Source organism: Streptomyces sp. NPDC058525 (assembly GCF_042719495.1).
In the GTDB taxonomy this organism is placed as follows: Bacteria; Actinomycetota; Actinomycetes; order Streptomycetales; family Streptomycetaceae; genus Streptomyces.
This window is the reverse complement of record NZ_JBHXNP010000051.1, coordinates 36,261-60,989: the sequence shown is the minus strand read 5'-3', so window position 1 is coordinate 60,989 and position 24,729 is coordinate 36,261. Positions and strand designations below refer to the sequence as shown.

21 protein-coding genes and 2 pseudogenes are annotated in these 24,729 nt (G+C 72.7%); 11 read left to right on the top strand and 12 right to left on the bottom strand.

Features of this window, described 5'->3' with window-relative positions; genetic code table 11:
- Positions 1-256 precede the first annotated feature (256 nt).
- Entirely contained in the window at positions 257-1,168 is a 912-nt protein-coding gene (locus ACFWP3_RS23470; protein WP_384224309.1) for a glutaminase, read from the bottom strand.
- A gap of 6 nt (positions 1,169-1,174) precedes the next feature.
- Positions 1,175-1,867 carry a demethylmenaquinone methyltransferase gene (locus tag ACFWP3_RS23465; protein ID WP_384224307.1) on the bottom strand — a complete coding sequence of 231 codons (693 nt, stop codon included), beginning with the start codon at positions 1,865-1,867 and terminating at the stop codon, positions 1,175-1,177.
- A 246-nt stretch (positions 1,868-2,113) separates the two neighbouring features.
- Here ACFWP3_RS23465 and ACFWP3_RS23460 point away from each other — a divergent pair, with 246 nt between their 5' ends.
- Complete coding sequence (locus ACFWP3_RS23460) at positions 2,114-3,022, top strand: DUF3152 domain-containing protein (RefSeq protein WP_384224305.1); 909 nt, start codon at positions 2,114-2,116, stop codon at positions 3,020-3,022.
- A 49-nt stretch (positions 3,023-3,071) separates the two neighbouring features.
- Positions 3,072-3,377, top strand: a complete 306-nt coding sequence (locus ACFWP3_RS23455) for a response regulator transcription factor (RefSeq protein WP_384224303.1) — start codon at positions 3,072-3,074, stop codon at positions 3,375-3,377.
- Here the strand turns inward: ACFWP3_RS23455 and ACFWP3_RS23450 are convergent.
- The 4 genes from ACFWP3_RS23450 to ACFWP3_RS23435 all read right to left on the bottom strand — a co-directional run bounded on the left by ACFWP3_RS23450 (position 3,343) and on the right by ACFWP3_RS23435 (position 8,115).
- Entirely contained in the window at positions 3,343-3,987 is a 645-nt protein-coding gene (locus tag ACFWP3_RS23450) for a hypothetical protein (protein ID WP_384224301.1), read from the bottom strand. The genes ACFWP3_RS23455 and ACFWP3_RS23450 overlap by 35 nt on opposite strands.
- Complete coding sequence (gene mqnC / locus ACFWP3_RS23445; RefSeq protein WP_384224299.1) at positions 3,987-5,186, bottom strand: cyclic dehypoxanthinyl futalosine synthase; 1,200 nt, start codon at positions 5,184-5,186, stop codon at positions 3,987-3,989. Before mqnC ends, ACFWP3_RS23450 begins: the two co-directional genes overlap by 1 nt.
- Positions 5,187-5,258: 72 nt before the next feature.
- A complete protein-coding gene (locus tag ACFWP3_RS23440) occupies positions 5,259-7,076 on the bottom strand; it encodes a protein kinase (RefSeq protein ID WP_384224297.1) in 1,818 nt (605 codons plus the stop codon).
- Positions 7,077-7,251: 175 nt separating this feature from the next.
- The gene (locus ACFWP3_RS23435) at positions 7,252-8,115 is read right to left on the bottom strand and encodes a menaquinone biosynthetic enzyme MqnA/MqnD family protein (RefSeq protein WP_384224295.1); all 864 of its coding nucleotides are present in this window, start codon (positions 8,113-8,115) and stop codon (positions 7,252-7,254) included.
- Between the two features lie 237 nt (positions 8,116-8,352).
- On the opposite strand from ACFWP3_RS23435, the gene ACFWP3_RS23430 reads away from it, so the two are divergent.
- Complete coding sequence (locus ACFWP3_RS23430; protein ID WP_030012116.1) at positions 8,353-8,556, top strand: cold-shock protein; 204 nt, start codon at positions 8,353-8,355, stop codon at positions 8,554-8,556.
- Positions 8,557-9,181: 625 nt separating this feature from the next.
- On the opposite strand, the gene ACFWP3_RS23425 is transcribed toward ACFWP3_RS23430, so the two are convergent.
- Positions 9,182-10,867, bottom strand: a complete 1,686-nt coding sequence (locus ACFWP3_RS23425; RefSeq protein ID WP_384224292.1) for a hypothetical protein — start codon at positions 10,865-10,867, stop codon at positions 9,182-9,184.
- Positions 10,868-11,100: 233 nt separating this feature from the next.
- Here ACFWP3_RS23425 and ACFWP3_RS23420 point away from each other — a divergent pair, with 233 nt between their 5' ends.
- Positions 11,101-11,913 carry a thioredoxin domain-containing protein gene (locus ACFWP3_RS23420; protein WP_384224289.1) on the top strand — a complete coding sequence of 271 codons (813 nt, stop codon included), beginning with the start codon at positions 11,101-11,103 and terminating at the stop codon, positions 11,911-11,913.
- 129 nt (positions 11,914-12,042) lie between these two features.
- Positions 12,043-13,341, top strand: a complete 1,299-nt coding sequence (locus tag ACFWP3_RS23415; protein WP_384224287.1) for a kelch repeat-containing protein — start codon at positions 12,043-12,045, stop codon at positions 13,339-13,341.
- A 65-nt stretch (positions 13,342-13,406) separates the two neighbouring features.
- Here the strand turns inward: ACFWP3_RS23415 and ACFWP3_RS23410 are convergent.
- Positions 13,407-13,784, bottom strand: a pseudogene (locus tag ACFWP3_RS23410) (ATP-binding protein); the annotation flags it as partial.
- Between the two features lie 139 nt (positions 13,785-13,923).
- Between ACFWP3_RS23410 and ACFWP3_RS23405 the strand changes: the two are divergent.
- The 3 genes and pseudogenes from ACFWP3_RS23405 to ACFWP3_RS23395 all read left to right on the top strand — a co-directional run bounded on the left by ACFWP3_RS23405 (position 13,924) and on the right by ACFWP3_RS23395 (position 16,307).
- Positions 13,924-14,795: pseudogene (locus ACFWP3_RS23405) on the top strand (Scr1 family TA system antitoxin-like transcriptional regulator).
- On the top strand, positions 14,792-15,040 hold the full coding sequence (locus tag ACFWP3_RS23400) for a DUF397 domain-containing protein (RefSeq protein WP_384224283.1): 249 nt from the start codon (positions 14,792-14,794) through the stop codon (positions 15,038-15,040). The pseudogene ACFWP3_RS23405 and the gene ACFWP3_RS23400 overlap by 4 nt, the downstream one beginning before the upstream one ends.
- Positions 15,041-15,086: 46 nt before the next feature.
- Entirely contained in the window at positions 15,087-16,307 is a 1,221-nt protein-coding gene (locus tag ACFWP3_RS23395) for a serine hydrolase domain-containing protein (protein WP_384224280.1), read from the top strand.
- A 28-nt stretch (positions 16,308-16,335) separates the two neighbouring features.
- Here ACFWP3_RS23395 and ACFWP3_RS23390 read toward each other — a convergent pair whose 3' ends face one another.
- Positions 16,336-17,562 carry an amidohydrolase family protein gene (locus tag ACFWP3_RS23390; RefSeq protein ID WP_384224277.1) on the bottom strand — a complete coding sequence of 409 codons (1,227 nt, stop codon included), beginning with the start codon at positions 17,560-17,562 and terminating at the stop codon, positions 16,336-16,338.
- Between the two features lie 175 nt (positions 17,563-17,737).
- On the opposite strand from ACFWP3_RS23390, the gene ACFWP3_RS23385 reads away from it, so the two are divergent.
- The 3 genes from ACFWP3_RS23385 to ACFWP3_RS23375 all read left to right on the top strand — a co-directional run bounded on the left by ACFWP3_RS23385 (position 17,738) and on the right by ACFWP3_RS23375 (position 22,233).
- A complete protein-coding gene (locus ACFWP3_RS23385) occupies positions 17,738-20,947 on the top strand; it encodes a BTAD domain-containing putative transcriptional regulator (RefSeq protein WP_384224274.1) in 3,210 nt (1,069 codons plus the stop codon).
- Positions 20,948-21,128: 181 nt separating this feature from the next.
- Positions 21,129-21,317, top strand: a complete 189-nt coding sequence (locus tag ACFWP3_RS23380) for a hypothetical protein (RefSeq protein ID WP_069921437.1) — start codon at positions 21,129-21,131, stop codon at positions 21,315-21,317.
- Between the two features lie 193 nt (positions 21,318-21,510).
- Positions 21,511-22,233 carry a class I SAM-dependent methyltransferase gene (locus ACFWP3_RS23375; RefSeq protein ID WP_384224270.1) on the top strand — a complete coding sequence of 241 codons (723 nt, stop codon included), beginning with the start codon at positions 21,511-21,513 and terminating at the stop codon, positions 22,231-22,233.
- A 1-nt stretch (position 22,234) separates the two neighbouring features.
- Here the strand turns inward: ACFWP3_RS23375 and ACFWP3_RS23370 are convergent, their stop codons facing one another.
- The 3 genes from ACFWP3_RS23370 to ACFWP3_RS23360 are packed head-to-tail and all read right to left on the bottom strand — an operon-like array spanning position 22,235 to position 24,705.
- Positions 22,235-22,600 (bottom strand): helix-turn-helix domain-containing protein, encoded by a 366-nt coding sequence (locus ACFWP3_RS23370; protein ID WP_384224266.1) that lies wholly within the window; start codon positions 22,598-22,600, stop codon positions 22,235-22,237.
- A complete protein-coding gene (locus ACFWP3_RS23365) occupies positions 22,597-22,968 on the bottom strand; it encodes a type II toxin-antitoxin system RelE/ParE family toxin (RefSeq protein ID WP_384224264.1) in 372 nt (123 codons plus the stop codon). The genes ACFWP3_RS23370 and ACFWP3_RS23365 overlap by 4 nt, the downstream gene beginning before the upstream one ends.
- Positions 22,969-23,004: 36 nt before the next feature.
- Complete coding sequence (locus tag ACFWP3_RS23360; protein WP_384224261.1) at positions 23,005-24,705, bottom strand: FadD3 family acyl-CoA ligase; 1,701 nt, start codon at positions 24,703-24,705, stop codon at positions 23,005-23,007.
- Between the last annotated feature and the right edge of the window lie 24 nt (positions 24,706-24,729).

The window sequence follows — 24,729 nt, the reverse complement described above, 5'->3', positions numbered from 1 at the left end:
CCCCGTCACACCCCCCGGGGCCCCCCCCCCACCCCCCGCCCCCCACCGCCGGGGGGGGCTGTATCCCCCCCCCCGCCGGCGTTTGAGGCGCGGGCGCGGAGCGCCGTGTTGGGAGCCGCGGCGGCGATTGAGGCGGGAACGGTGGAAGGGCGGGTAGGGGACGGCTCCGCGCAGCGGCCAGCGACGGCCGGACGGAGTCCGGCGCAGCGGCGCGAAGCCGTGAGGCCCCCCGGGGCCGAGGCGCGCGAAGGGCGGGTCAGAAGACGGACAGGCCCGTCAGGGTTGTGAAGCGGTCCAGGGCGGCCACGGCGGCCACCGAGTTGCCGTGGGGGTCCAGGCCCGGGCTCCAGGCGGCCAGGACGCACTGGCCGGGCACGACGGCCACGATCCCACCGCCGACCCCGCTCTTGCCCGGCAGCCCGACGCGGTACGCGAACTCGCCCGCCGCGTCGTACGTCCCACAGGTCAGCATCACCGCGTTGATCTGCTTGGCCTCGCTGCGCGTGAGGAGCCGCGAGCCGTCCGCGCGCAGCCCGTGCCGGGCCAGGAAGAGCCCGGCACGGGCCAGGTCCGCGCAGCTCATCTCGATCGAGCACTGCCAGAAGTAGTGGTCCAGCAGGGCCGGTACGGGGTTGTCGATGTTGCCGTACGAGGCCATGAAGTGGGCCACGGCCGCGTTCCGGTCGCCGTGCTCGTGCTCGGAGGCGGCCACCTCCGCGTCGAAGGCCAGCGACGGGTTCCCGCTCTCGGCCCGCAGGAAGTCCAGCAGGTCGCTGCTCGCGTCGCCGGTCAGGGTCTGCAGCCGGTCGGTGACCACCAGCGCGCCCGCGTTGATGAACGGATTGCGCGGGATGCCGTTCTCGTACTCCAGCTGCACCAGCGAGTTGAACGGGTTGCCGGACGGCTCCCGCCCGACCCGCTCCCACAGCCCGTCCCCGCCCTCCGCCAGGGCCAGCGCCAGCGCGAAGACCTTGGTGATGGACTGCGCGGAGAAGGGGACCTGCCAGTCCCCGACCCCGAAGACGTTGCCCTCCAGGTCGGCGACGGCCATGCCGAACTGGGCCGGGTCCACGGCCGCCAGCGCCGGGATGTACTCGGCGGGGGTGCCGCTGCCCACCAGCGGGGCGATGTCGGCCTCGATCCGCTCCAGCAGTGCCTGGTAGTCCACGGCTTCCTACGCCTTGAAGCCCCGGTGCAGCGCCACGATGCCGCCGCTCAGGTTGCGCCAGGCGACCTTGGACCAGCCGGCCTTCTGGAGCAGGGCGGCCAGCGCGGGCTGGTCCGGCCAGTCGCGGATGGACTCGGCGAGGTACACGTACGCGTCGGGGTTCGAGGAGACGGCGCGGGCCACCGGGGGCAGGGCCCGCATCAGGTACTCGGTGTACACCGTGCGGAAGGGGGCCCAGGTGGGCTGCGAGAACTCGCAGATGACGACCTGGCCGCCGGGCTTGGTCACCCGGTACAGCTCGCGCAGCGCCCCGTCGGTGTTCTGGACGTTGCGCAGCCCGAAGCTGATCGTCACGGTGTCGAAGACGCCGTCCTTGAAGGGGAGCCGCGTCGCGTCGCCCGCCGTCAGCGGCAGCCACGGGTGCTTCTTCTTGCCCTCGCGCAGCATGCCCAGCGAGAAGTCGCAGGGCACGGTGTAGGCGCCGGTCGCGGCGAAGGGCAGCGAGGAGGTCGCGGTGCCGGCGGCCAGGTCGAGGACGAGGTGGCCGGGGCGGGCGCCGACGGCCTTGGCGACCTCCTTGCGCCACAGCCGCGCCTGGCCGAGGGAGAGCACGTCGTTCGTGAGGTCGTAGTTCGCCGCCACGCCGTCGAACATCGAGGCGACTTCGTGCGGCTGCTTGTCCAGGGAAGCCCTTGTCACTGGTGTTCGCCCCTCGGTGTGCGCTGCGGATCGGCGGGTACGGCCCCATCCTCTCAGGCCGGGGCGCGGCGGAAGGACGGGGCCCGGGTGGGGTGAACCGGACAACTGGCCCGAAGGACAGTTCCGCCCCGGGCCCGGGGCGCGTTGACTGGGGGCCGGTGCGGCCCGGTGACGGTCACCCAATGGATCATGGGCCTTGACCAGCGGCCGGATCCGTGGCGGCCGCCACGAGCAAAGGGCTTCACGATGCCGGCAGGCCATTCCACCGGTCGCTCCCGCCTCAGCCCGCGCGCCAGGCGCCGGGCGGAGCGGCGCAAGCGGCTGCGGCGTACGATCATCCTCGGCTCGGCCGCCCTCGTCGCGGTCACGGCGACCGCGTACGCGGTGGTGCCGGACGGGGACGGCGGTACGGCCGACGGAAGGCCCGCGGCGGCCCGGCCCGGCGGGCAGGACGGCGAGACGGCCGAGGGGTCGGACGCGGCCGCGCAGGGCGGCAGACGCGACCCGGCCCCGTCGCCCTCCGCGAGCACCGCGGCCCAGCCCTCCCCCTCGCCCCCGCCCGCCAAGGCCGACCCCTCGCCGACCGTCCCGGCCGCCGGCCCGGGCACGTTCAAGGCCTCCGCGGCCGCCGGTTCGGCCCAGGGCAAGGGGAACGTGCGCCAATGGCGGCTGGAGGTCGAGGAGGGCAGCGGGGTCGACCCGGACGAGGCCGCCCGCTCCGTCGAGGCGATCCTCGGGGACCCGCGCGGCTGGATCAAGAACCCGGCCTACGCCTTCCAGCTCGCCGGCCCGGGCCAGCCGGTGGACTTCACCGTGAAGATCGCGACTCCCAAGACCACCGACCGGCTGTGCGAGGTGGTCACCCCCGAGCTGATCGGCGAGACCAACTGCCGGGCCGGGCACACCGTCGTGGTGAACCTCAAACGCTGGCAGGAGGGATCACCGCAGTTCAGCGGCTCGGTGGAGGAGTACCGGGCGCTGATCGTCAACCACGAGGTCGGGCACGAGCTCGGCCGCGCGCACGAGGGCTGCCCGGGCCCCGGACAGCCCGCGCCCGCGATGATGCAGCAGATCAAGGGACTGAACGGCTGCAAGTCCAATGCCTGGCCGTACGACACGAACGGAACCTACCTGTCCGGTCCACCCGTCCTATAGGGCGAGAGCCGGCCCCGGACGGGCCGGCCGGGGGCGAGGAGTGGGTACCGTGCGCGTCGTCAGCTTCAGCGTCCCCGCGTGGTTTCCCGCGTACGACGCTCCGCCCGCGCAGGCCCCGCCGCCGGCCCAGCTGACCGACCAGGAGTCCGCGGTGTTCCTGTGCCTGGCCACCGGAGCCTCCAACGCGGAGCTCGCCGCCGAGCTGCAACTGTCCGTCAGCACCGTCAAGTTCCACGTGGGCAACATACGGACGAAGCTGGGCGGGATCAGCCGCCTCCAGGCCTGCCTGCTCGCCGCGCTCGCCCGGCAGGACCCGCGGCTCAGCGACGGCGGTGCAGCAGCCGTCCACCGATGACCGTGGCCACGCAGGTGGTCGCGCCGCGCGCCGGCAGCTCCTGCGGACCGGCGACCGCGAAGACCGCGAAGCGGGCCGGGGCGCCCTGCGCCAGGACCCCGTGGAAGGCCTCCTCGGCCGTGTCCCGGCCCGCGAAGGGGTCGAGGGAGGGCGCTCCCTCGTAGGGGGCGGGCGGCAGGATCGTGAGCCCCGAGCGGGCCACCGCCGTGCGCACCGCCGGGATCGCGAAGCGGCCCGCGACCGCCACCACCCCGCGCGCCAGCAGCTTCTGGGTGCCGCGCCGGGCGCTGTTGCCCCACCGCGCCTCGGTCAGTTTCAGCGCGTCGAGCGCGTCCCGCCCGCCGATCGGCTCGGAGCCGAGCTCGGCGGTCTCGTACGGGTCGTCCGGGTAGTACGTCCGCTCCAGGAGCGTGTCCGCCCCGCGCACCAGCAGCCCCGGGGTGAGCACCCCGGGCCAGCGCCGGGTCCGTGCGTGCGGGTAGGCCGCGGCGAGGTCCTCGTACGGTCCGACGCTCGCGATCCGGTCGCCCTCGACCAGGACCGCGCCGCCGGACAGCGGCGCGGATCCCGGCCCGGGGACGAGGAGTTCGGCGGTGTGGAGCGTCAGCATCAGTTCGTGGAGATGAGCTTCAGCTCGGGGTGGGCGGTGCCGCCCTCGATGGCGGTGGAGGAGATGTGCGAGACGACGCGGTCGTCGGCCGGGTCGTTCGCCGGGTCGTCGTGCACCAGGAGGTGCTCGTACGTCGTGGCGCGCTGCGCCGGGGTGCGGCCCGCCTTGCGGATCAGGTCGATGATCTCCTGGCGGTTGGAGCGGTGCTTGGCGCCGGCCGAGGAGACGACGTTCTCCTCGAGCATGATCGAGCCGAGGTCGTCCGCGCCGTAGTGCAGCGAGAGCTGGCCCGCCTCCTTGCCGACGGTGAGCCAGGAGCCCTGGATGTGGGCGATGTTGTCGAGGAACAGGCGGGCGATCGCGATCATCCGCAGGTACTCGAAGATCGTCGCCTGGGTGCGGCCCTTGAGGTGGTTGTTCTCGGGCTGGTAGGTGTACGGGATGAAGGCGCGGAAGCCGCCCGTGCGGTCCTGCGTGTCCCGGATCATCGCGATGTGCTCGATGCGCTCGGCGTTGGTCTCGCCGGTGCCCATCAGCATGGTGGAGGTGGACTCCACGCCCAGCTTGTGGGCGATCTCCATGATCTCCAGCCAGCGCTCGCCGGACTCCTTGAGCGGGGCGATCGCCTTGCGCGGGCGCTCCGGCAGCAGTTCGGCGCCGGCGCCCGCGAACGAGTCGAGTCCGGCCGCGTGGATGCGGCGGATGGCCTCCTCGGCCGAGACGCCCGAGATGCGGGCCATGTGCTCGACCTCGGACGCGCCGAGGGAGTGGATGACCAGCTGCGGGAACGCCTTCTTGATCGCCGAGAAGTGCTCCTCGTAGTACTCCACGCCGTAGTCCGGGTGGTGGCCGCCCTGGAACATGATCTGGGTGCCGCCGAGCTCCACGGTCTCCGCGCAGCGGCGCAGGATGTCGTCGAGGTCGCGCGACCAGCCCTTCTTCGTGTCCTTGGGGGCCGCGTAGAAGGCGCAGAACTTGCACGCCGTGACGCACACGTTCGTGTAGTTGATGTTCCGCTCGATGATGTACGTGGCGATGTGCTCGGTGCCCTCGTAGCGGCGGCGGCGCACCGCGTCGGCGGCCTGGCCGAGCGCGTGCAGCGGCGCGTACCGGTAGAGGTCGAGCGCCTCTTCCTTGGTGATCCGGCCCCCTGCGGCGGCGCGGTCGAGGACAGACTGGAGAGCGGCCTGGTCGGTCACCGGTGCGTCACCTTTCGGCGGTGTGTCAAGGTCCGGACCGATCCAGCCTACGCCAGGGCCTCCGGCTCCCCGTCACGGGCTTCGGGTGAGGTCTCCCTCCGGGTTTCCGGCGGGGACGTCGCCCGACTTGTAGTGCAGGGTGCCGTTGTCGTTGAGGGTGAACCGCTCGTCGGCGGAGCCGTTGGAGCAGATGCCGGGAGCCGGGTTGGGGCCGCCGGCGGTGTCCAGGACGAGCGAGCGGTCGGTGGCGGAGGCGAGCTTCCAGTCGCCGCTGCAGTCGGTGCCGAGGATGGCCAGGACCGACTTGTCGCGGCCGACGACCTCGCCGACCTTGCCGGCCTTGATGGTGATCTCGAACTCGCTGGCGACGCCCATGCGGGCGGTGGTGACGGTGCCCTTCCAGGTGCCGACGAGTTCCCGGGGCACGTCCTGGCGGGTCCCCTTGGGGGCCTGCGTCCCGGTGGACGGGGTGGCTTCCGCGGCCGGGGGCGTGGCCTGCGGCGAAGCCGGCGCCGAGGTCCGCGGGCCGTCGCCCGCCGCCGTGTCCCGGGTCTTGTCGCTCTGGCCGGGCAGCAGGCCCATCCCGTACAGCCCGCCGGACAGGCCGGCCAGCACGGCCGCCGCGGCGAGCACGAGCGTGCAGCTGAAGCGGCGTCCGGCCGCGCGGACGGTGACCTGCCGTCCGTCGGGGGCGGTCCGGGGTCCGGGCACGGCGCCGCCGCCGGTGTCGGCGGGCGATCCGTACGGGCCGTACGGGCCTGCGGCCGGGGTGGCCGCGGCGCCCGGCGCCGAGGACCCGGAGCCGCTGCCCGCCGTCTCGGTCGGGCTGCCGTACACACCGTCGGCCGCGCCGAAGGAGCCGTACGGGCCCGCCTGGCCCCGGCCGCCGTACGAGGGGTCCGGCGTGCCGAAGCCGGCGCCGGCCGGGGCCCCGTAGGAGCCGGCGGTGAAGGGGACCGGGCCCGACGGGGCGTCCGGGACCACCGCGCCGGCCCCGGAGGGGTCCGCGTCCAGGTCGAGCAGGGCGACGGCGGCCCGGCTGGCCTCCTCGACCAGGGGCGCGGGCAGCCAGCCCGGGGTGAGCAGGGCCCCGTCCAGGGCCTGCGCGATCTCCTGCGGGGTGGGCCGGTCGGCGGCCGTCTTGGCCAGGCAGGCCTCGATCAGCTCGCGCAGCGGCCCGGCCGGGACCGCGCCGAGCTCGGGCGGCTCGTGGACGACCTTGTAGAGGAGGGTCGCCGAGTTGTCCCCGGTGAAGGGCGGCCGGCCGGTCGCCGCGAAGGCCAGCACCGCGCCCAGCGAGAACACGTCGGAGGCGCCGGTGACGCCCTTGCCGAGGATCTGCTCGGGCGACATGTAGCCCGGCGAGCCGACGGACACCCCGGTGGAGGTGAGCGAGGCGGTCCCGTCCGTGGCCCGGGCGATCCCGAAGTCGATCAGCCGCGGCCCGTCGAGCGTCAGCATCACGTTGGACGGCTTCACGTCCCGGTGTACGAGGCCCAGCCCGTGCACGGCCACCAGGGCGCGGGCCAGCCCGGCGCCGATGGCGCGCACCGAGGTCTCGGGCAGGGGGCCGTGCGCGGCCAGCGCCCGGTCCAGGGAGGGGCCGGCCACGTAGCCGGTGGCCACCCAGGGCACCGGGGCGTCGGGATCGGCGTCGAGCACGGGCGCGGTCCACTCGCCGCCCACCCGCCGGGCGGCCTCGACCTCGCGGCGGAACCGGGCCCGGAACTCCTCGTCGGCGGCGAAGTGCGGGTGCACGATCTTGACGGCCACGGTCCGGCCGCCCGCGCTGCGCCCCAGGTAGACCCGGCCCATGCCGCCCGCGCCGAGCCGGCCCAGCAGCCGGTACGCGCCGATGGTCCGCGGCTCACCGGCTTCCAGCGGCTGCATCGTGTCCCCCCATCCCCCGTGTGCCGGGGCCCTCGTGTCGCCCGGCCAGGCAGCACATTAGGGGGTGCGGGCCCGGGGCGGGTCGGCTTTCCATTCCCGGCGGGTGACGGGAATGGAAAGGGGAACCGAATTCACCGGAAACGGCATATCCGTCATTCCCGGACCTCAAACCCGATCAGTGTTCGGCGACGGCCGCCGTCAGGAGCTCCATGGTCACTTCCGCGGGATACCCCGTCGTCGGTCCGGTACGCCGTGCGAATTCCCTTACGCCGGCGATCTGTTCCGGGCCGAAGCGGAAGTCGAGCGTGGTGAAGTACCGCTCCAGCAGCTCCGCGTCGAAGGCCTCCCAGCGGGCCGCCTGCTCGGCGACCTTGGCGACCTCCTCCAGGGAGACGTCGCGGGAGGCGAGGAAGGCCTCGTGGACCTTCCGCACGACGACGGGCTCGCGGGCGAGGTAGTCCTTGCGGGCGGCCCAGACGGCGAAGACGAACGGCAGCCCGGTCCACTCCTTCCACATCTGCCCCAGGTCGTACACGGTGAGGCCGAGCCGGGGGGCGTCGTGCAGCGAGGCGCGCAGCGCGGCGTCGCCGATCAGCACGGCCGCGTCGGCCTCCTGCATCATCACCCCCAGGTCGGGCGGGCAGGTGTAGTAGTCGGGCCGGACCCCGTACTGCTCGGAAAGCAGCAGCTGGGCGAGGCGTACGGAGGTGCGGGAGGTCGAGCCGAGGGCGACGCGGGCTCCGTCGAGCCGCTCCAGCGGGACCTGCGAAACGATCACGCAGGACATCACGGGACCGTCGCAGCCGACCGCGAGGTCGGGGAAGGCGACGAGCTGGTCGGCGTTGCGGAGGAACTCCACGAGGGTGATCGGGGCGATGTCGAGCTCGCCCGCCACGAGGCGCTCGCTGAGCTTTTCGGGGGTGTCCTTGGTCAGCTCCAGGTCCAGCAGCGTGCCGGTTCTGGCCAGGCCCCAGTAGAGGGGAAGGCAGTTCAGGAACTGGATGTGGCCGACGCGGGGCCGGCTGCGATAGACGTCCACATCGCGAGACTAGCCCCCGGGGTCACGTCAGCCTCGCCGCGGGTCTCAAACGTCCGGGTGACGTGATCTTTCCCTCTGGTCTCCGCCGCAGGGTGCGTGCTAGGCTCGACGCAAGTTGCAGTTTGGTTTCCCTTGCAGTACGAGGCCTGCGGAGAATGTGACCCGCAGGCTTTTGTAGTTTTCAGACTTCTTAGCAGGTTCTGGAGCAGGGCGACCCTTTGGCCCATAGGAGGGCTCATGGCTACCGGAACCGTGAAGTGGTTCAACGCTGAAAAGGGCTTCGGCTTCATCGCCCAGGACGGCGGCGGCCCGGATGTCTTCGTCCACTACTCCGCGATCAACGCCTCTGGCTTCCGCTCCCTCGAGGAGAACCAGACGGTGAACTTCGACGTCACGCAGGGTCCGAAGGGCCCGCAGGCGGAGAACGTCACCCCGGCCTAATCGCCTGGGCCAACCTTAATCGCGGTTGGAAAAGCAGTACCCAAGGAGCCCCGTCCCCTTCTGCGTGTGCAGAGCGGCGGGGCTCCTGCCTTTTCCCTCCCGGGGTGGGTGGCGGTTGTGTGTCCTCGGCTCGCGCGCGAAGCCGTGGCTGCGCCAGTGGAGCCCCGGGTTGCCGCCGGCCCTGGCGGGGTGGGTGGCGGTTGTGTGTCCTCGGCTCGCGCGCGAAGCCGTGGCTGCGCCAGTGGAGCCCCGGGTTGCCGCCGGCCCTGGCGGGGTGTGGGGCGGGGTCCCTCCGGAGTGTCTCCTCGGCTCGCGCACCAAGCCGGGGCTGCGAAGCGCCGGACCAGGGTTGCGCGCTCGTCCTGCGGGGACCCTCCTGCGCGCCCCCACCCCACACCCAGGCTCCGCAAACGACTGCCGCGCCCGCCGGGGTTCGGGAGGCGAGGGGTGTGGGGCCGTGCAGGGGTGTCCCCGCAGGACGAGCGCGCAACCGCGGCTGAGACCTTCGTAGCCACGGCTTCGTGCGCGAGCCGAGGAGACACCCCGGAGGGGCCCCGCGGCCCTCGGCGCCCGAGCCCCGGCACCCACCAGCCCCGCCGGCGATTGAGGCGCGGGGGCCCGGGGGCTACGGCTTCGGGGCCGGGGTCGGGGTCGGGGCCGTGATCTTGAGGTCCAGGAGGAGGGTTACCTTCTGGGGGGTGGTCAGGCGGAGGGTGTACGTGCCCGGGGCCAGCTCCGCGTCCGTGAACAGCTCCGGCAGGACGATCTTGCCGTCGGCGCCCGACTTGAGCAGCGGGAGCCTGAAGATCTTCTCGCCGGCCTCGTCCTTGAAGTACGGGCCCTTCCCGGCCGCCGGGTCCACCGGGACCCACGCTCCGTCCGCGTCCTTCACCACCAGCTCGGCGAAGACCTCGGTGCCCTCCACCGCCTTGCCCGCGGCCGTGGCGAGGACGGTGATGTCCTTGATGCCCGTACCTGCGACGGCCTCCAGCGGCTTCGCCCCGTCCGGGCGGGCCAGCAGGTCGGCGACCGGCTTCGGCTTCGCCGCGACCGTGCCGGCGAAGGTGGTCTGGAGCCGGCCCGTGGTGTCGGTGGCCGAGACCCGCAGGGTGAACGTGCCGCCCTGGGGGCCCGCCGTGAGACCGGGCGCGGCCGCGATGCCCTCGGCGTCGGCCACGACCACCAGCGAGTCGGTCGGGGCCTTCGGGAAGGCGGTGCCGCCGGTGGTGTCGGCCTCGACCGCGAAGACGACCTGCTGTCCGGCGGCGGGCTTGCCGTCGCTGAGGACCACCTTGACCCGCGGGACCTCGGCGAACGCCGCCCCCGCCTCGGCCGTGAGCCCGGCACTGCCGACGACCGACAGCCCGGTCAGGTGCGGGGCCTGCGGCTTCGGCTTCTCGGGCGTCGGCGTCGGAGTCGGGGTGGGAGTCGGGGTCGGGGTCGGGGTCGGCGTGGGGGTCGGCGTCGGCGTCGGGGTGGTCTTGCCCGGGTTCGGCGTCGGCAGGGTGCTGCCCGGCGTCTCGATCGGGAAGTTTCCGGCCGGCGGGTTCGGGACCTCGCCCACGCCGCCGTTCTGGTACTCCCGCATGAAGCCGAGCACGGTGTTCACGTACTCGCGGGAGTTGTTGTAGCTGAGGACCGCCGAGTCGAGCTTGGCCGCCACCGAGAGGTCGCGGTCGCCCGCGCACAGGTAGAGGCCCGCGCCCAGCGCCGCGTCGTAGATGTTGTTCGGGTCGCGCTTGGCGTCGCCGTTGCCGTCCGCGCCCCACGTGGCCCAGGTCGACGGGATGAACTGCATCGGGCCGATGGCCCGGTCGTACTCGGTGTCCGCGTCCCACTCGCCCTTGTCGGTGTCGCGGATCTCCGCGAAGCCGTTGCCGTCGAGGCGGGGACCGCGGATCGGCTTCTCGGTGTAGCCGTCGGCCTTGAGCCCGTAGCCCGAGGCGTGCACGGACTCGACCCGGCCGATGCCGGCGAGCAGCTGCCAGGGCAGGTTGCAGCCGGGGAGCGCCGCGGACACGGCCACTTCGGCCCGCCGGTAGGCGTCGAGGGCGGTCGCGGGTATGCCGCTGGCCCCCTCGGGCACGGTCCCGCCGGCGGCCGGCTGCGGGTTGGCGACGATGTCGGGCAGGTCGAGACGGGCGTCACCGCGGTCGGTGGCCTGCGGACTGTCGGGAGTCGGCTCGGACTCCCCCGCGTCGGCGGTCGACGGGTTGGTCACGACCGCGGCGGTGGTCAGGCTGGCCGCGAGTGCGGCGGTGCACAGGACCTTGCGCGAGGTGTTGACGAGGTGACGGTGAAGCGGCTTCACAGTGCGGCGATCCCCCCAGGAGCCGTCATGGGTGTACGGCCGGTCGGGCCGTGAATATCCACTGTCTATCAGGTATTCGCAGGAGACTCGCCGTCGCCCCGGTAGATGTGACGGACCATTCGTCTCGCCTTCACCGCGGTCTCATGACGGATCGCACGCAGGACCTAAGTCCGTGCCCGTATTGGACATATGACCCCTGATTTGGCCCACTTCCGCTCCTTATCCTGACGTTTATGGCCACCAGCACCAAGAAGGACCAGCGCCGCGAAGCCCGCGAGCGGCTCCACGCGGAACGTCAGGCGCAGGCGCGCCGCGCGAAGCTGCGGGGCCGGCTGCTCGTCGGCGGCTCCCTAACCGCCGTGCTCGCCCTCGCGGTCGGCATCGGCGTCTTCGCGTCGAAGTCCTCCGGTGCGGGCGGCGACAGCGAGGCGGCGGGCAAGCCGTTCGTGCAGCCCGCGAACACCACCGGCAAGGACGGGATCGTGATCCCGTACGGCAAGCCGGACGCGCAGCACGTCCTGACCGTCTGGCTCGACCCCCGCTGCCCCTTCTGCGCCGGAGTCGAGACGGGCCTGGGCGCCACCATCAAGGAGCAGGCCGACGCGGGCGCCTTCCGGGTCGAATACCGCATGGCCTCCTTCCTGGACAAGAGCCTCGGCGGCGGCAAGGGCTCCAAGCGGGCCGTCAACGCCCTGGGCGCGGCGGTGAACGAGAGCCCCGAGAAGTTCATGGAGTACCTCCAGGTCCTCTTCAAGAACCACCCGGAGAAGGAGACGGACGACAAGTTCGGCTCCACCGCCACTCTGCTGGAGCTCGCGGACCAGGTGCCGGGCCTGCGGACGCCCGCGTTCAACCAGGCCGTCAAGGAGCTCACCTACATGCCGTGGGTGGAGAAGGTCGGCCAGGCCTTCTACGACGAGAACATCGACGGCACCCCGACGGTGCGCATCGACGGCAACAAGATCATCTTGAACTCGGGCAAGGGCATCGAGTCGATCACCCCGGACGCCTTCAAGCAGCTGGTCGCGGACAACCAGAAGAAGTGACCCGGGGGCCGCGGCCACCCGTCCGAGCTCCGTTAGGGCATTCAGCCGTCACAGCGAGCGACATCGATCTGACCATATGTAATTTCACAGTGCCGGAATCCCACGCGAGATAGGTAAGCGATGAGGCACGTGAGTCACACCCGACCCCGGGGCTGGCGGCGGCTCGCCGTCCTGGCCATGGCCCCGCTCCTGGCCCTGTCGGCCACCGCCGCGACCGCGCAGGGGGTGTGGGTCACGGCCCCGCCGCTGCCGACCGCCCGCACCGGCGTGACCGGGGCCGCCGCGGACTGCCCGGACGGGCTCCGCGGCACCTGTGTGTACGCAGTCGGCGGAGGCGGCGGCGACATCCTGACGGCGTACAGCCCCTCCGTGGGCACCTGGGTCACGCTGCCCCCGGTGAAGACCCCCCGGGTCGGTCAGACGACCACGACGGCTCCCTGCCCGGAGGGGGTGCGGGGCGACTGCGTGTACACCCTCGGAGGGCTGTTCGCCCTCGCGCTGCTGAACACCGTCGAGGCGTACAGCGTGGAGACGAACGCCTGGCTGACCGTCCGCTCCCTGACGAGCCCGCGCTCGAACGCAGCGTCGGCCACGGCCCCGTGCCCCCACGACCTCGGGCTGCGCGGCACGTGCGTGTACATCTTCGGCGGCAACGACGAAAACGGTCCCGTAACCACCGTGGAGGCGTACAGCCCGGCCACCAACACCTGGGCCACGCTCGCCCCGCTCCAGACCGCCCGCTTCAACCACGCGGGCACGGCCGCCCCCTGCCCCGGCGGCCTGGGCCTCAAGGGCACGTGCGTGTACGCCATCGGCGGCGCGACCACCGGCACCCCGGAGCTCGCTTCGGTCGAGGTCTACAGCCCGATCCTCAACGCGTGGCAGTACATCCCCGACATGCCGACCGCTCGCACCGAAGCGTCCGCAGCCACCGCCCCCTGCCCCGACGGGATGTCCGACGGCTGCGTCTACGTCCTGGGCGGACTCAACGGCACCACGGGCCTGACCACGGCCGAGGCCTACACCCCGGTCAGCAACGCCTGGGTGACCCTGCCGTCGATGCCCACGGTGCACCGGCAGTTCGGTGCGGCCGCGGCGCCGTGCCCGAAGAACACGAAGCAGGACTGCGTGTACGCGTTCGGCGGCCTCGACGCCGCCGGTGTCCCCACGGCGACGACCGAGGCCTTCACGATCGAACGCGCGAAGGGCGGGTCCAAGCCCGAGCCGAAGCCGACGGCCAAGCCGACGGCGCAGCCGACGGCCAAGCCGTCCGAGCCGTCCGCCCATCCGCACCCGAAGCCGTCGACCCACCCGAAGCCGTCCGCCCACCCGAAGCCCTCGACTCAGCCCAGGCCCCCGGTCGACGACCCCTTCGAGGACACCCCCCTCGCCACCTCGCCGAGGACGGGCGCCGACCCCACCTCCTGAGGCACCCGTGACGCCCCGTTCGGGCCGGCGCCTCCCCGGCGCCGGCCCGACGGCGCGTCCCCGACCTCCGCCCACACCGTCTTGCCCGGACCCCGCGCCGCCACACCCCACTCCCGGGCCACGGCGGCCACCACCAGCAGCCCGCGCCCGTCCTCCGCCGACCACGGATCGACGGGCGCGGGCGCGTCCGGCGGCCCCGCCTCGCTCCGGGTGTCGCTGACCATCACCCGCACGTTTCCGCCTCCGTACTCGAGCCGCAGCTCGAAGTCCCGCCCGGGCAGCCGCCCGTGCAGCACGGCGTTCGCGGCGAGCTCCCCGACGACGAGCCCGACGTCGTCGGACAGCGCGCACCCATAGGGGATCCCCCAGATGTCCAACTGCGCCTGCGCGAGCCGCCGGGCGAGGCGGGCGCCTCGCCGCGTGGAGCTGAACCGCTGTGCCATGTCACTCTTTTCAGTCGTCACCTCACCGAGCGTGGCGACCGCGCTCTACGCTTTCCAGTAGTCGCGGCGTGACGCAGATTCGCTGTAGGGACGCCGACGTCTGTGTGTACGGCTTGTACGGACGAAGGCGGTTCAGCCGATGAACGACTTGTCAGACCGCGAGGAACGACCAGAACGCCCGGTGGAGGCGGACGGCACGGCCCACCTGTTCCGGGCCCTGGGCAAACAGATCAAGGCACTACGGGAGGCGGCCGGCCTCCATCAGAAGGAACTGGCCTCGCGACTCAACGTCAGCGAGGACCTGATCGGCGCCATTGAGCGGGGCGTACGGACCCCGCAGCCGGACCTGCTGGAACGGGCCGACAAGGTGCTCGGGGCCCGAGGGGTCCTTCGGGCGGCGATCCCGGAGGTCAAGGAGGCCCTGAAGAAGGCGCGCACCCGGCACCCGGACTGGTTCCGGAGCTACGCGGAGGCCGAGGCCGCCGCCCAAGCAGTCCATGCGTACGCGCATCAGGGCGTACCAGGACTCCTACAGACGGAACGTCACGCACGGGAGGTCTTCACCCAGCGCCGCCCTTTGCGGACGAGGCGACGATCGAGAAGCGGGTCCAGGACCGACTGTCCCGCCAGCAGATCTTTGAGCGCTGGCCCTCTCCTACCTTCAGCTTCATCCTCGACCAGAGCCTCCTGGAACGGCAGGTCGGTGGCCCAGACGTCCATCGTGAGCAGCTCCAACGCTTTCTGCACATTGGGGGGTTGCGTACGGTGGAGCTCCAGGTGATGCCGTACAGCCGCGGCGCACACACCGCCATGGGAGGCTCGTTCACCCTGCTCCACCCCAAGGGCCGCCAGCAGATCGCCTACCACGAGGCCTACGGCCGCCCCCATCTGATCACCGACCCCGATCAGGTACGGATCATGGCCGAACGCTGTGGGATCATCCGGGCACAGGCACTCGCGCCCCACGAGTCCCTCGCCTTGATCGAGAAAACGCTGGGAGACGTCAGATGAAGACCACCGGCCTAGCCTGGTTCAAGAGCAGTTACAGCGACGGCGAGGGCGGCGAGTGCGTCGAGGTCGCGCTCGCCTGGCACAAGTCGAGCCACAGCAGCGGCGAAGGCGGGCAGTGCGTAGAGGTCGCCGCCTGCCCCCACACCGTCCACGTCCGGGACTCCAAGGTCACCGCCGGTCCCGAGCTGGCCGTGGCCCCCGCGAGCTGGGCCGCTTTCCTCGGCGGGGTCACCGCGGTCCGCTGATCCGGTCCGCCGCGCGCGGGGCCGCGTACCCGGCCATCATGGTGGGGTGAGGCGGACTCGTACGGTACTGCTCTGCATCGCCGGGCTGGTGGCGGCCACGCTCCCCGCAGGGGCAGGGGCAGGGGCAGGGGCAGCGGCGGCCGCCGCGCCGCAGGCTTGCGTCCGCACGCCGGGGCCCGCGCAGGGGCAGGCCGGCGAGGTGCTCGGCGTCGCGGAGCGGGCCAAGCGGGAGCTGGGTCTGAACTCCTTGATCCTCCGGGTCTCCGAGGACGGCAAGGAGCTCGTCACGGCCGCGCTCGGCGAGTCCGTGACGGGCGTCCCCGCCGACCCGGCGATGCACTTCCGGTCGGGCTCCGTGGCGATCGCGTACATGACGACCGTGCTGCTCCAGCTCGCCGACGAGGGCAGGGCGAGCCTCGACGACCCGCTCTCCCGCTGGCTGCCGGACGCCCCGCACGCCGAGGAGATCACCCTGCGCCAGCTCGGCAGCTCGACTTCGGGTCTGCACGACTACGTGACGGACCCGAAGTTCCTCGCCGAGCTCGAGGCGGCGCCCTTCCGGCACTGGACGCCCGCGGAGGTCATCGGCATCGCCGCGGCCCATCCGCTCTGGTACGAGCCGGGCACCAACTTCAGCTACTCGCACGCCAACTTCCAGCTGCTGGGCGCCGCGCTGGAGAAGATCAGCGGTGTCTCGCTGGAGCGGCTGCTCGAAGAGCGGGTGATGGAGCCGCTGGGGCTGGGGCAGACCGCCAACGGCGCCACGCCGGAGATACCCGTTCCCGCGCTGCACTCCTTCACCTCGGAACGCGGCATCTACGAGGAGTCCAGCTACTGGAACCCGTCCTGGACCACCGCCCCGGGCGCGGTCCTCACCACCGACATCTGCGACCTGGAACGCTCCGCCCGCGCCATCGGCACCGGCGAGCTGCTGTCCGCGGAGGCGTTCAGGACCCAGCTGAACCCGGGCACGGTGGGGCTGGGCACCCCGACGGGCGGGTGCCCGGCCACCGTGTGCCTGAAGAACACGGAGGCCGCGCACTTCGGCTTCGGGGTGATCGTCGTCAACGGCTGGATCGAGCAGAATCCGTCGTTCTCCGGCTACGCGGCGATCCAGGCCTACCTCCCGGCGGAGAAGCTGGCCATCGCGGTCAGCGCGACCAAGGGGCCCAAGACCCCCGAGGGCAATCAGGCCGAGGTCGTGGCGGAGCGCATCGCCGCGCTCCTCGCCCCGGACCACCCCCTGAAGGCGAAGCGGCCCTCCTGAGCCCCTGAAGGCCGTCCCGGGAGGCCGGTCAGGCGCCCGGGCCCGCCCAGAGGCCGTCCTCGGTCAGCCCCAGCAGGCCGATGGCGTTGCCGCGGACGATGCGGTCGACGACGTCCGGTGCGAGGTGGCCCATCTGGGCCTCGCCGACCTCGCGGGACTTGGGCCAGGTGGAGTCGGAGTGCGGGTAGTCCGTCTCGTAGAGGACGTTGGCCGCGCCGATCGAGTCCAGGTTCTTCAGGCCGAAGGCGTCGTCGAAGAAGCAGCCGAAGACGTGCTCGGCGAAGAGCTCGGACGGCGGGCGGTGGACCTTGTCGGCGACGCCGCCCCAGCCGCGGTTCTCCTCCCAGACCACGTTCGCGCGCTCCAGGATGTACGGGATCCAGCCGATCTGGCCCTCCGCGTACATGATCCTCAGGTTGGGGAAGCGCTCGAACTTGCCGCTCATCAGCCAGTCGACCATCGAGAAGCAGCAGTTGGCGAAGGTGATGGTGGAGCCGACCGCCGGCGGGGCGTCCGCGGAGGTGGACGGCATGCGGCTCGACGAGCCGATGTGCATGGCGATGACCGTGCCGGTCTCGTCGCAGGCCCGGAGGAAGGGGTCCCAGTAGTCCGTGTGGATGGACGGGAGGCCCAGGTGCGGGGGTATCTCCGAGAAGGCGACCGCGCGGACGCCGCGTGCGGCGTTGCGGCGGACCTCGGCGGCCGCGAGGTCGGCGTCCCACAGTGGGATGAGGGTGAGCGGGATGAGCCGGCCGCGGGCGTCGGGGCCGCACCACTCCTCCACCATCCAGTCGTTGTACGCCCGTACGCCGAGCAGCCCCAGCTCGCGGTCGGAGGCCTCGGTGAAGGTCTGGCCGCAGAAACGGGGGAAGGTCGGGAAGCAGAGGGCGGACTGGACGTGGTTGACGTCCATGTCCGCGAGGCGTTCGGGAACCGAGAAGGACCCCGGGCGCATCTGCTCGTAGGTGATGACTTCCAGTTTGATCTCGTCGCGGTCGTACCCGACGGCCGTGTCGAGACGGGTGAGCGGCCGGTGCAGGTCCTCGTACACCCACCAGTCGCCGATCGGGCCGTCGTCGCCCTTGGCCCCCATCACGGGGGCGAACTTGCCGCCCAGGAAGGTCATTTCCTTCAAGGGGGCGCGGACGACGCGGGGGCCGGTGTCCTTGTACTTGGACGGGAGGCGGTCCCGCCAGACATGGGGGGGCTCCACCGTGTGGTCGTCCACCGAGATGATCTTCGGGAAGGTCTCCATACCCGATACGGTAGCGCCGATCTGACGAACCGTCAGCTAGTTGCGCGCCGATCGGGCCTCCATCAGGACCGGATCAGGACCGGATCAGGAACGACTCGGTCCGGGACGGGCTGACGTGTACGCGCAAGACAGGGCAGACTGACCCTTACAACGACGGAAGGCAGGGGGACGACAGATGGACGGCGAACCGGCCATCCCGCAGCCGCGGAAGCACCCCGAGTCCCTTGCGGCCACCACCGCACCCCAACCCATCGCCGGCCACGGCCCCGGCTCCGGCCCCAACTCCGGCTCCGGCTCCGGCCGCGACTCCGGCTCCGGCTCCGGCTCCGGCCGCGACTCCGGCTCCGGCTCCGGCTCCGGCTCCGGCCACGGCCACGGCCACGGCCGCAACTCCGGCCCCGCGCCCGTGAACGGCACCGCGGCCCAGGCCGGCGCGGCCGGCGCGGTCGCCGCGGTCGGCGCGGTCGCCGCGGTCGGCGGCGAGTCCCGGTTCGCCGTGCTCGGGCCCATCCGGGCCTGGCGCGGCGGCGACGTACTGCCCTCCGGCACGCCCCAGCAGCGCGCCCTGCTCGCCACGCTGCTGCTGCGCGACGGGCGGACCGCCACCGCGCCCGAGCTGATCGACGCCATCTGGGGCGAGGACCCGCCGCAGCAGGCCCTCGCCACCATCCGGACCTACGCCTCCCGGCTGCGCAAGGTCCTCGACCCCGGCCTGCTCGTCTCCGACGCCGGCGGATACGCCATCCGGCTGCGCTCCACCGCCACCCTCGACCTCGGCGTCGCCCGCAGCCTGGCCGCCGACGCCGAGACCGCCCGCGAAGCCGGCGACCGGGCCCTGGCCCGTACGCTGCTGGCCCGCGCCCTGGACCTGTGGGACGGCGAACCCCTCGCCGGGGTCCCCGGCCCCGCCGCCGAGACCGAGCGCACCCGGCTCGCCGAATGGCGCCTCCAGCTGGTGGAGACCCGCCTCGACCTCGACCTGGAGGTCGGCCACCACGCCGAGGCCGTCTCCGAGCTGACCGCCCTCACCGCGGCCCACCCGCTGCGCGAACGCCTGCGCGAGCTGCTCATGCTCGCCCTCTACCGCAGCGGCCGTCAGGCCGAGGCCCTCGCCGTCTACGCCGACACCCGCCGGCTCCTCGCCGGCGAACTCGGCGTCGACCCGCGCCCCGAACTCGCCGCCCTCCAGCAGCGCATCCTGAACGCCGACGCCGACCTCGCCCGCGCCGAGGACCCGGCCCCGGCCGCCGCGACCGTTCACGTAAGGCCCGCCCAATTGCCCGCGACCGTCCCCGACTTCACGGGCCGCACCAGCTTCGTCGACGAGCTCGGCAGCATCCTCTCCGGCGGCGCCGAGGGCCAGGTCATGGCCGTGTCCGCGCTCGCAGGGATCGGCGGCGTCGGCAAGACCACCCTCGCCGTGCACGTCGCGCACGCCGCCCGCCGGCACTTCCCGGACGGGCAGCTGTACGTGGACCTCCAGGGCACCGAGCCGCGCCCCGCCGAACCCGAGGCCGTCCTCGGCTCCTTCCTGCGGGCGCTGGGCACCCCCGACACCCTCATCCCCGACTCCCCCGCCGACCGGGCCGCGCTCTACCGCTCCACCCTCGACGGCCGCCGCGTCCTGGTCCTGCTCGACAACGCCCGCGACGCCGCCCAGGTCCGGCCGCTGCTGCCGGGCACCGCGGGCTGCGCCGCCCTGGTCACCAGCCGGGTCCGCATGGCGGGCCTCGCCGGGGCCCATCTCGTCGACCTCGACGTGATGAGCCCCGAGGAGGCCCTCCAGCTCTTCACCCGGATCGTCGGCGAGGAGCGGGTGCGCGCCGAACGCCAGGCCGCCCTCGACGTGGTCGGCGCCTGCGGCTTCCTGCCGCTCGCCATCCGCATCGCCGCCTCCCGGCTCGCGGCCCGCCGCACCTGGACCGTCTCCGTCCTCGCCGCCAAGCTGGCCGACGAGCGCCGGCGACTCGACGAGCTCCAGGCGGGCGACCTCGCCGTCAAGGCCACCTTCGAGCTGGGCTACGGCCAGCTCGAGCCGGCCCAGCAGCGCGCGTTCCGCCTCCTCGGCCTCGCCGACGGCCCCGACATCTCCCTGTCGGCGGCGGCCGCCGTGCTGGACCTGCCCGAGCACGACACCGAGGACCTCCTCGAAGCCTTAGTGGACTGCTCGCTCCTCGAATCGGCCGCCCCCGGCCGCTACCGCTTCCACGACCTCGTACGCCTCTACGCGCGCGCCTGCGCCGAACGCGACGAGCAGCCGCCGAGCAGTCGCGAAGCCGCCCTGGACCGGCTCCTGGACTTCTACCTGGCCACCGCGTCCGGGGTCTACGCCCTGGAACGCCCCGGCGACCGGCTCCCGGCCCACCTGTCCGACACCCACTACCCCGGGCTCGTCTTCGGCGAGCCGCGCGCCGCCCTGGACTGGCTCTACGCCGAGGCCGACCCGCTGCTGGCGTGCGTACGGCAGGCGTCCGTACGGGGCGGCGAGACGCTCGTCCTGCGGCGGGCCGTGGACCTGCTGTGGGCGGCGAAGGACCTCGCCGAGTCGGGGGCCAACTCCAAGCAGTACGAGTCGGCCGCCGTGGCGCTGCGCGACGCCGCCCAGGCCGCCAAGGACCCGTACGCGGAGGGCCGGGCGCGGACCACGCTCACCAATGTGCACCTGGTCGCGGGCCGGTTCGCCGAGGCGGACGACGAGGCCCGGCAGGCCACGGCGCTGGCCCGCGAGGCCGGCGACCCGCTGCCCAGCTGCTGGGCGCCCAACGACCGCGGGATCATCGCCCTCTACCAGGGCCGGCACGCGGACGGCGAGCGCTACCTGCTGGAGGCCATCGAGGGCTTCCGGGCCGACGCCAACAACGTGGGCGAGGCGAGCGCCCTGTGCAACCTCTCCCGCATCCACGTGGAGCTGGGCCGCCTCACCAGCGCCATAGACCTCGCCCAGCAGGGCATCGCCATCTACGACCGGATGGGCCTGACCCTGCGGCTGGCCAACGGCCGCTACGCGCTGGGCATCGCGCTCACCCAGGCGGGGCGGCTCGGCGAGGCCCTGACCCAGCTCACGGAGGCGCTGTCGCTGTTCCACGTCAACCGCCAGCCGCTGTGGGAGGGCGTGACCCACTACCGGCTCGCCGAGGCCCATCTGGCGGCGCGCCGGCCGACCTTGGCCGCCTCGCACGCCGAACAGGCGATCGCGCTGCGCGGGATCGGCGGCGAGTGGCGGCGGGCGACGGTGCTGACGGTGCTGGGCAAGGCGCTGCGGCGGCTGGGCCAGACGGACCGGGCGCGGGCGTGCTGGCGGGACGCGGAGGCGGTGTTCGCACAGCTGGGTTCGGCCGAACTGGCCGAGGTGCGGGCGCTGCTGGCGTCCGAGATCGCGGCATGACGGCGGTGACCTGCAGTGACGTCCGATGAACGAGGCGTTCATCGTTCGTTTATCGCCTCGCGCCACTATTAGTGCATCGACCCGGCGCGTCGGGGGGCAACCGGGTCGGTTGGAGGACCACCCGTTCGGCGGTCCGCGGGGGAATCGCCGAGCGGGCCCTACCCATCCATCAGGAGATTCGATGACGACGAACGAGAACATCCTGCCGAACGACGGCGACATCAAGCCGCTCGACAACCACGCCTCGGGCGTCGAAATCGAGACTCTCGACAACCACGCTTCGGGGATCGAGGTCAAGCCCCTCGACAACCACGCGTCGGGCGAGGAGCTCCAGACGATGGACAACCACGCGTCCGGTCCGCGCCCGTAGCAAGCAAGCACGCACGGCCGCACGCAGCACCACGAACGTACGGGGGAAACGTACGGGGGGACGTACGGGGGGACGTACGGGGGAGCACGGGGGAGCACGGGGGGACGGCGGTCGCGGTGGCCCGGAGGGGGAGCCACCGCGACCGCCGTCGCATGCCCGCGTCCGGATGCGGTCACGGCACTACCCTGGGGGCGTGTTCACCAGCCACGGGCCGAGCGTCCGCGAACTCGCCGTGCAGGGCCTCTCCTCGGTCGAGCGGGGCTACGACCTGCTCGCGCCGAAGTTCGACCACACGCCCTTCCGCACCCCGGACCGGATGCTCGACGCCGTCGAGGAGACCCTGGCCCAGCGGGAGGGCTCCTTCGGTGCCGGGCTGGACGTCTGCTGCGGCACGGGGGCCGGGACGGGCATGCTGCGGCGGCTGTGCCGGGACCGCGTGACGGGGGTGGACCTGAGCGCGGGCATGCTGGCCGGGGCCCGGCGGGCGCATCCGGACCCGCGCGTGGACTTCGTACGGGCCGACGCGCGGGCCCTGCCGCCCGCACTCGCGGACTCCTACGACCTGGCCGTCAGCTTCGGAGCCTTCGGCCACTTCCTGCCGTCGGAACGCCCCGCCCTCTTCGCCGGGGTGCACGCGGCGCTGCGCGGGGGCGGCCTCTTCGCCTTCCCGATCGGCGCGCCGATCCCGCCGAGCCACCCGCTGTGGTGGGCGGTGGCGGGCTTCGACGCGGTGATGCGGGTGCGCAACGCGGTGTGGCGCCCGCCCTTCGTCATGTACTACCGGACCTTCCCCCTGAGCGGCGTCCGCGCCGACCTCCGGGCGGCCGGCTTCACGGTGGAGACGGTCCCGCTGGCCCACTTCGGCCGGCAGCCGTCGGGCGCCCCGAACTGGCGGCTGGTCCTGGCCCGGCGATGACTCATGCCGCCGAGTGACGTCCGTCCGGCATTTCATCCGACGGCCGGCGATCGTGCGGAGTGAAGACGAAAGCCGACCTGTCACCATCGAGGTCGATCGTCAGGGAGGCGTCGAGAGCCTTGGCAAGGCGGGTGAGCAGCGGCAGCGTCGGCACGGAATCACCGCCCTCGATGTTGGAGATCTGCGGCTGGGTCATTCCGGCATGGCGCGCCAGGTCGGCCTGGGACAGCCCCAGCGAAGTGCGCCGGTCGTAGACCGCCTGCCCCAGCGCGAAGGCGTATCCGGCTTCGACGTAGGCGGGGGATTCCTCGACTGCCTCGCCCAGCAGTTTCCTGGTCCGGCGCGTCTTCCAGTCGGCGTGGTTCACAGGTTCTCCCCTCTCCTGTCGTAGTTGTGCTCAGCCGGGCCGTGGCCCGCCTCGCAAGCCTTCTGCGCCTGCTGGGCCCGCTCGACTTCGGCGTCCTCGCGCTGCCGGGTCTTGCGAAACACCGTGAGCAGCACGATGCGCCTTCCGGGAGCAAGCCAGTACGTGATGCGGACGGCATTGCCGTCCATGGTGAACCGCAGCTCCCGAACCTTGCCGCCAAGGTGACGGGAGTACGGCTCTCCCAACGTCGTGGGCTGGGCCGCGAGCATGTCAGCAGCGCGTTCGGCTTTGTCGTAGTGCGCGTCCGTCAGGAGCTCCAGCCACTGCTGGACCTCTGGTTCGATTTCAATCCACCACGGATCACCCACCCGCCAAGTATACAGAAATCCATATAGGGCCGACGGCTAGCGGGCCCGCAGTTCGCGTTTGAGGATCTTGCCGCTCGCGTTGCGGGGGAGTTCCGTCACGAACTCCACGGCGCGCGGGACCTTGTAGTTGGCCATCTCGCGGCGGGACCAGGCGATCAGGTCGTCGGCGGTGAGGGTGGAGCCGGGGCGGCGGACCGCGTACGCCTTGCCGACCTCGCCGAGCCGCGGGTCCGGGACGCCGACCACCGCGACGTCGGCGACGTCCGGGTGCAGGCCGAGGAGCTGCTCGATCTCGGCGGGGTAGGCGTTGAAGCCGCCGACGATGAACATGTCCTTGATCCGGTCGGTGATGCGCAGGTTGCCGTCCTCGTCCGTGAACCCGACGTCGCCGGTGAGCAGCCAGCCCTCCGGGGTGATGGCCTTGGCCGTCTCGTGGGGGTCCTCGAAGTACCCCCGCATGACGTGGTGGCCGCGCACCGCGATCTCGCCGACCTGGCCGGCGGGCAGGGCCCGCCCCTCCGCGTCCCGGATCATCACCTCGGTGTCCGGGATGGCCCGGCCCGAGGTCTCGGCGATGGTCCGGGCCGGGTCGCCGCGGCGGCACATGGTGACGATGCCGCTGGACTCGGAGAGGCCGTAGGCGGTGAGGACCGTGCCGATGTGCAGTTCGCCGCGGAGCCGCTCGACCAGCTGGAGCGGGACGACGGCCGCGCCGGTGACGACCAGGCGCAGGGCGGACAGGTCGTGGTGGGCGCGCTGGGGGTGGTCGAGGAGGGACTGGTAGAGGGTGGGCGGGCCGGGGAGCACGGAGATCCGCTCGGCGGCGATGTTGGCGAGGACGGTGTCCACGTTGAAGACGGGCTGCGGGACCATCGTGGCCCCGCGCATCAGGCAGGCGATGATGCCGGCCTTGTAGCCGAAGGTGTGGAAGAAGGGGTTCACGATCAGGTAGCGGTCGCCCTCGCGCAGTCCGGCGAGCTCGCTCCACACGGCGTAGCAGCGCAGGGACTGGGCGTGGGTGATGACGGCGCCCTTGGGGCTGCCGGTGGTGCCGGAGGTGTAGATGATGTCGGAGGGGGCGTCCGCGGGGATGGCCTCGGCGCGCTCGCGGACGGCGCCGGCCGGTACGGAGTCCCCGCCCGCCAGGAAGTCCTTCCAGGTGCGGAACGATTCGGGGGCGTCCTCGGCGAGCACGACGACCTGCTCCAGGTGCGGCAGCCCGGGCAGCGGGCCCGTGCCGGGGCCGTCGGCCGCCGCGCGGCGCAGGGAGGCGACGTACGAGGTGCCGAGGAAGGTGCCGGTGACGAAGAGCAGCCGGGCGCGGCTGCGCCGCAGGACGTACGCGGCCTCGTTGCCCTTGAAGCGGGTGTTGAGGGGGACGAGCACCGCGCCCGCGGAGACGGCGCCGAGCGCGGAGACGATCCACTCCAGGGTGTTGGGGGCCCAGACGGCGACCCGGTCGCCCGGTTCGACCCCGGCGGCGATACAGGCGGCCGCGGCCCGTTCGACGCGCTCGCCGAGCTGGGCGTAGTCGACGCGGACCCGGCCGTCGACGACGGCCTCCCGGTCGGCGTACCGCACGGCGGAGTCGCGCACGAGGCCGGCGATGCTCCCCCACCGCAGGTCCCCGCGCGGGTCGGTGTCCGCCTCCCGCGCCTCCCCCGCCGCCCGCGCCGCCCGCTCCTGGCCGTCCGCCGATCCGCTCGCGCCCACGCCCTCGTACACGCCCTCGTACATCGCACGCCCCTCCCTGCGATCCCA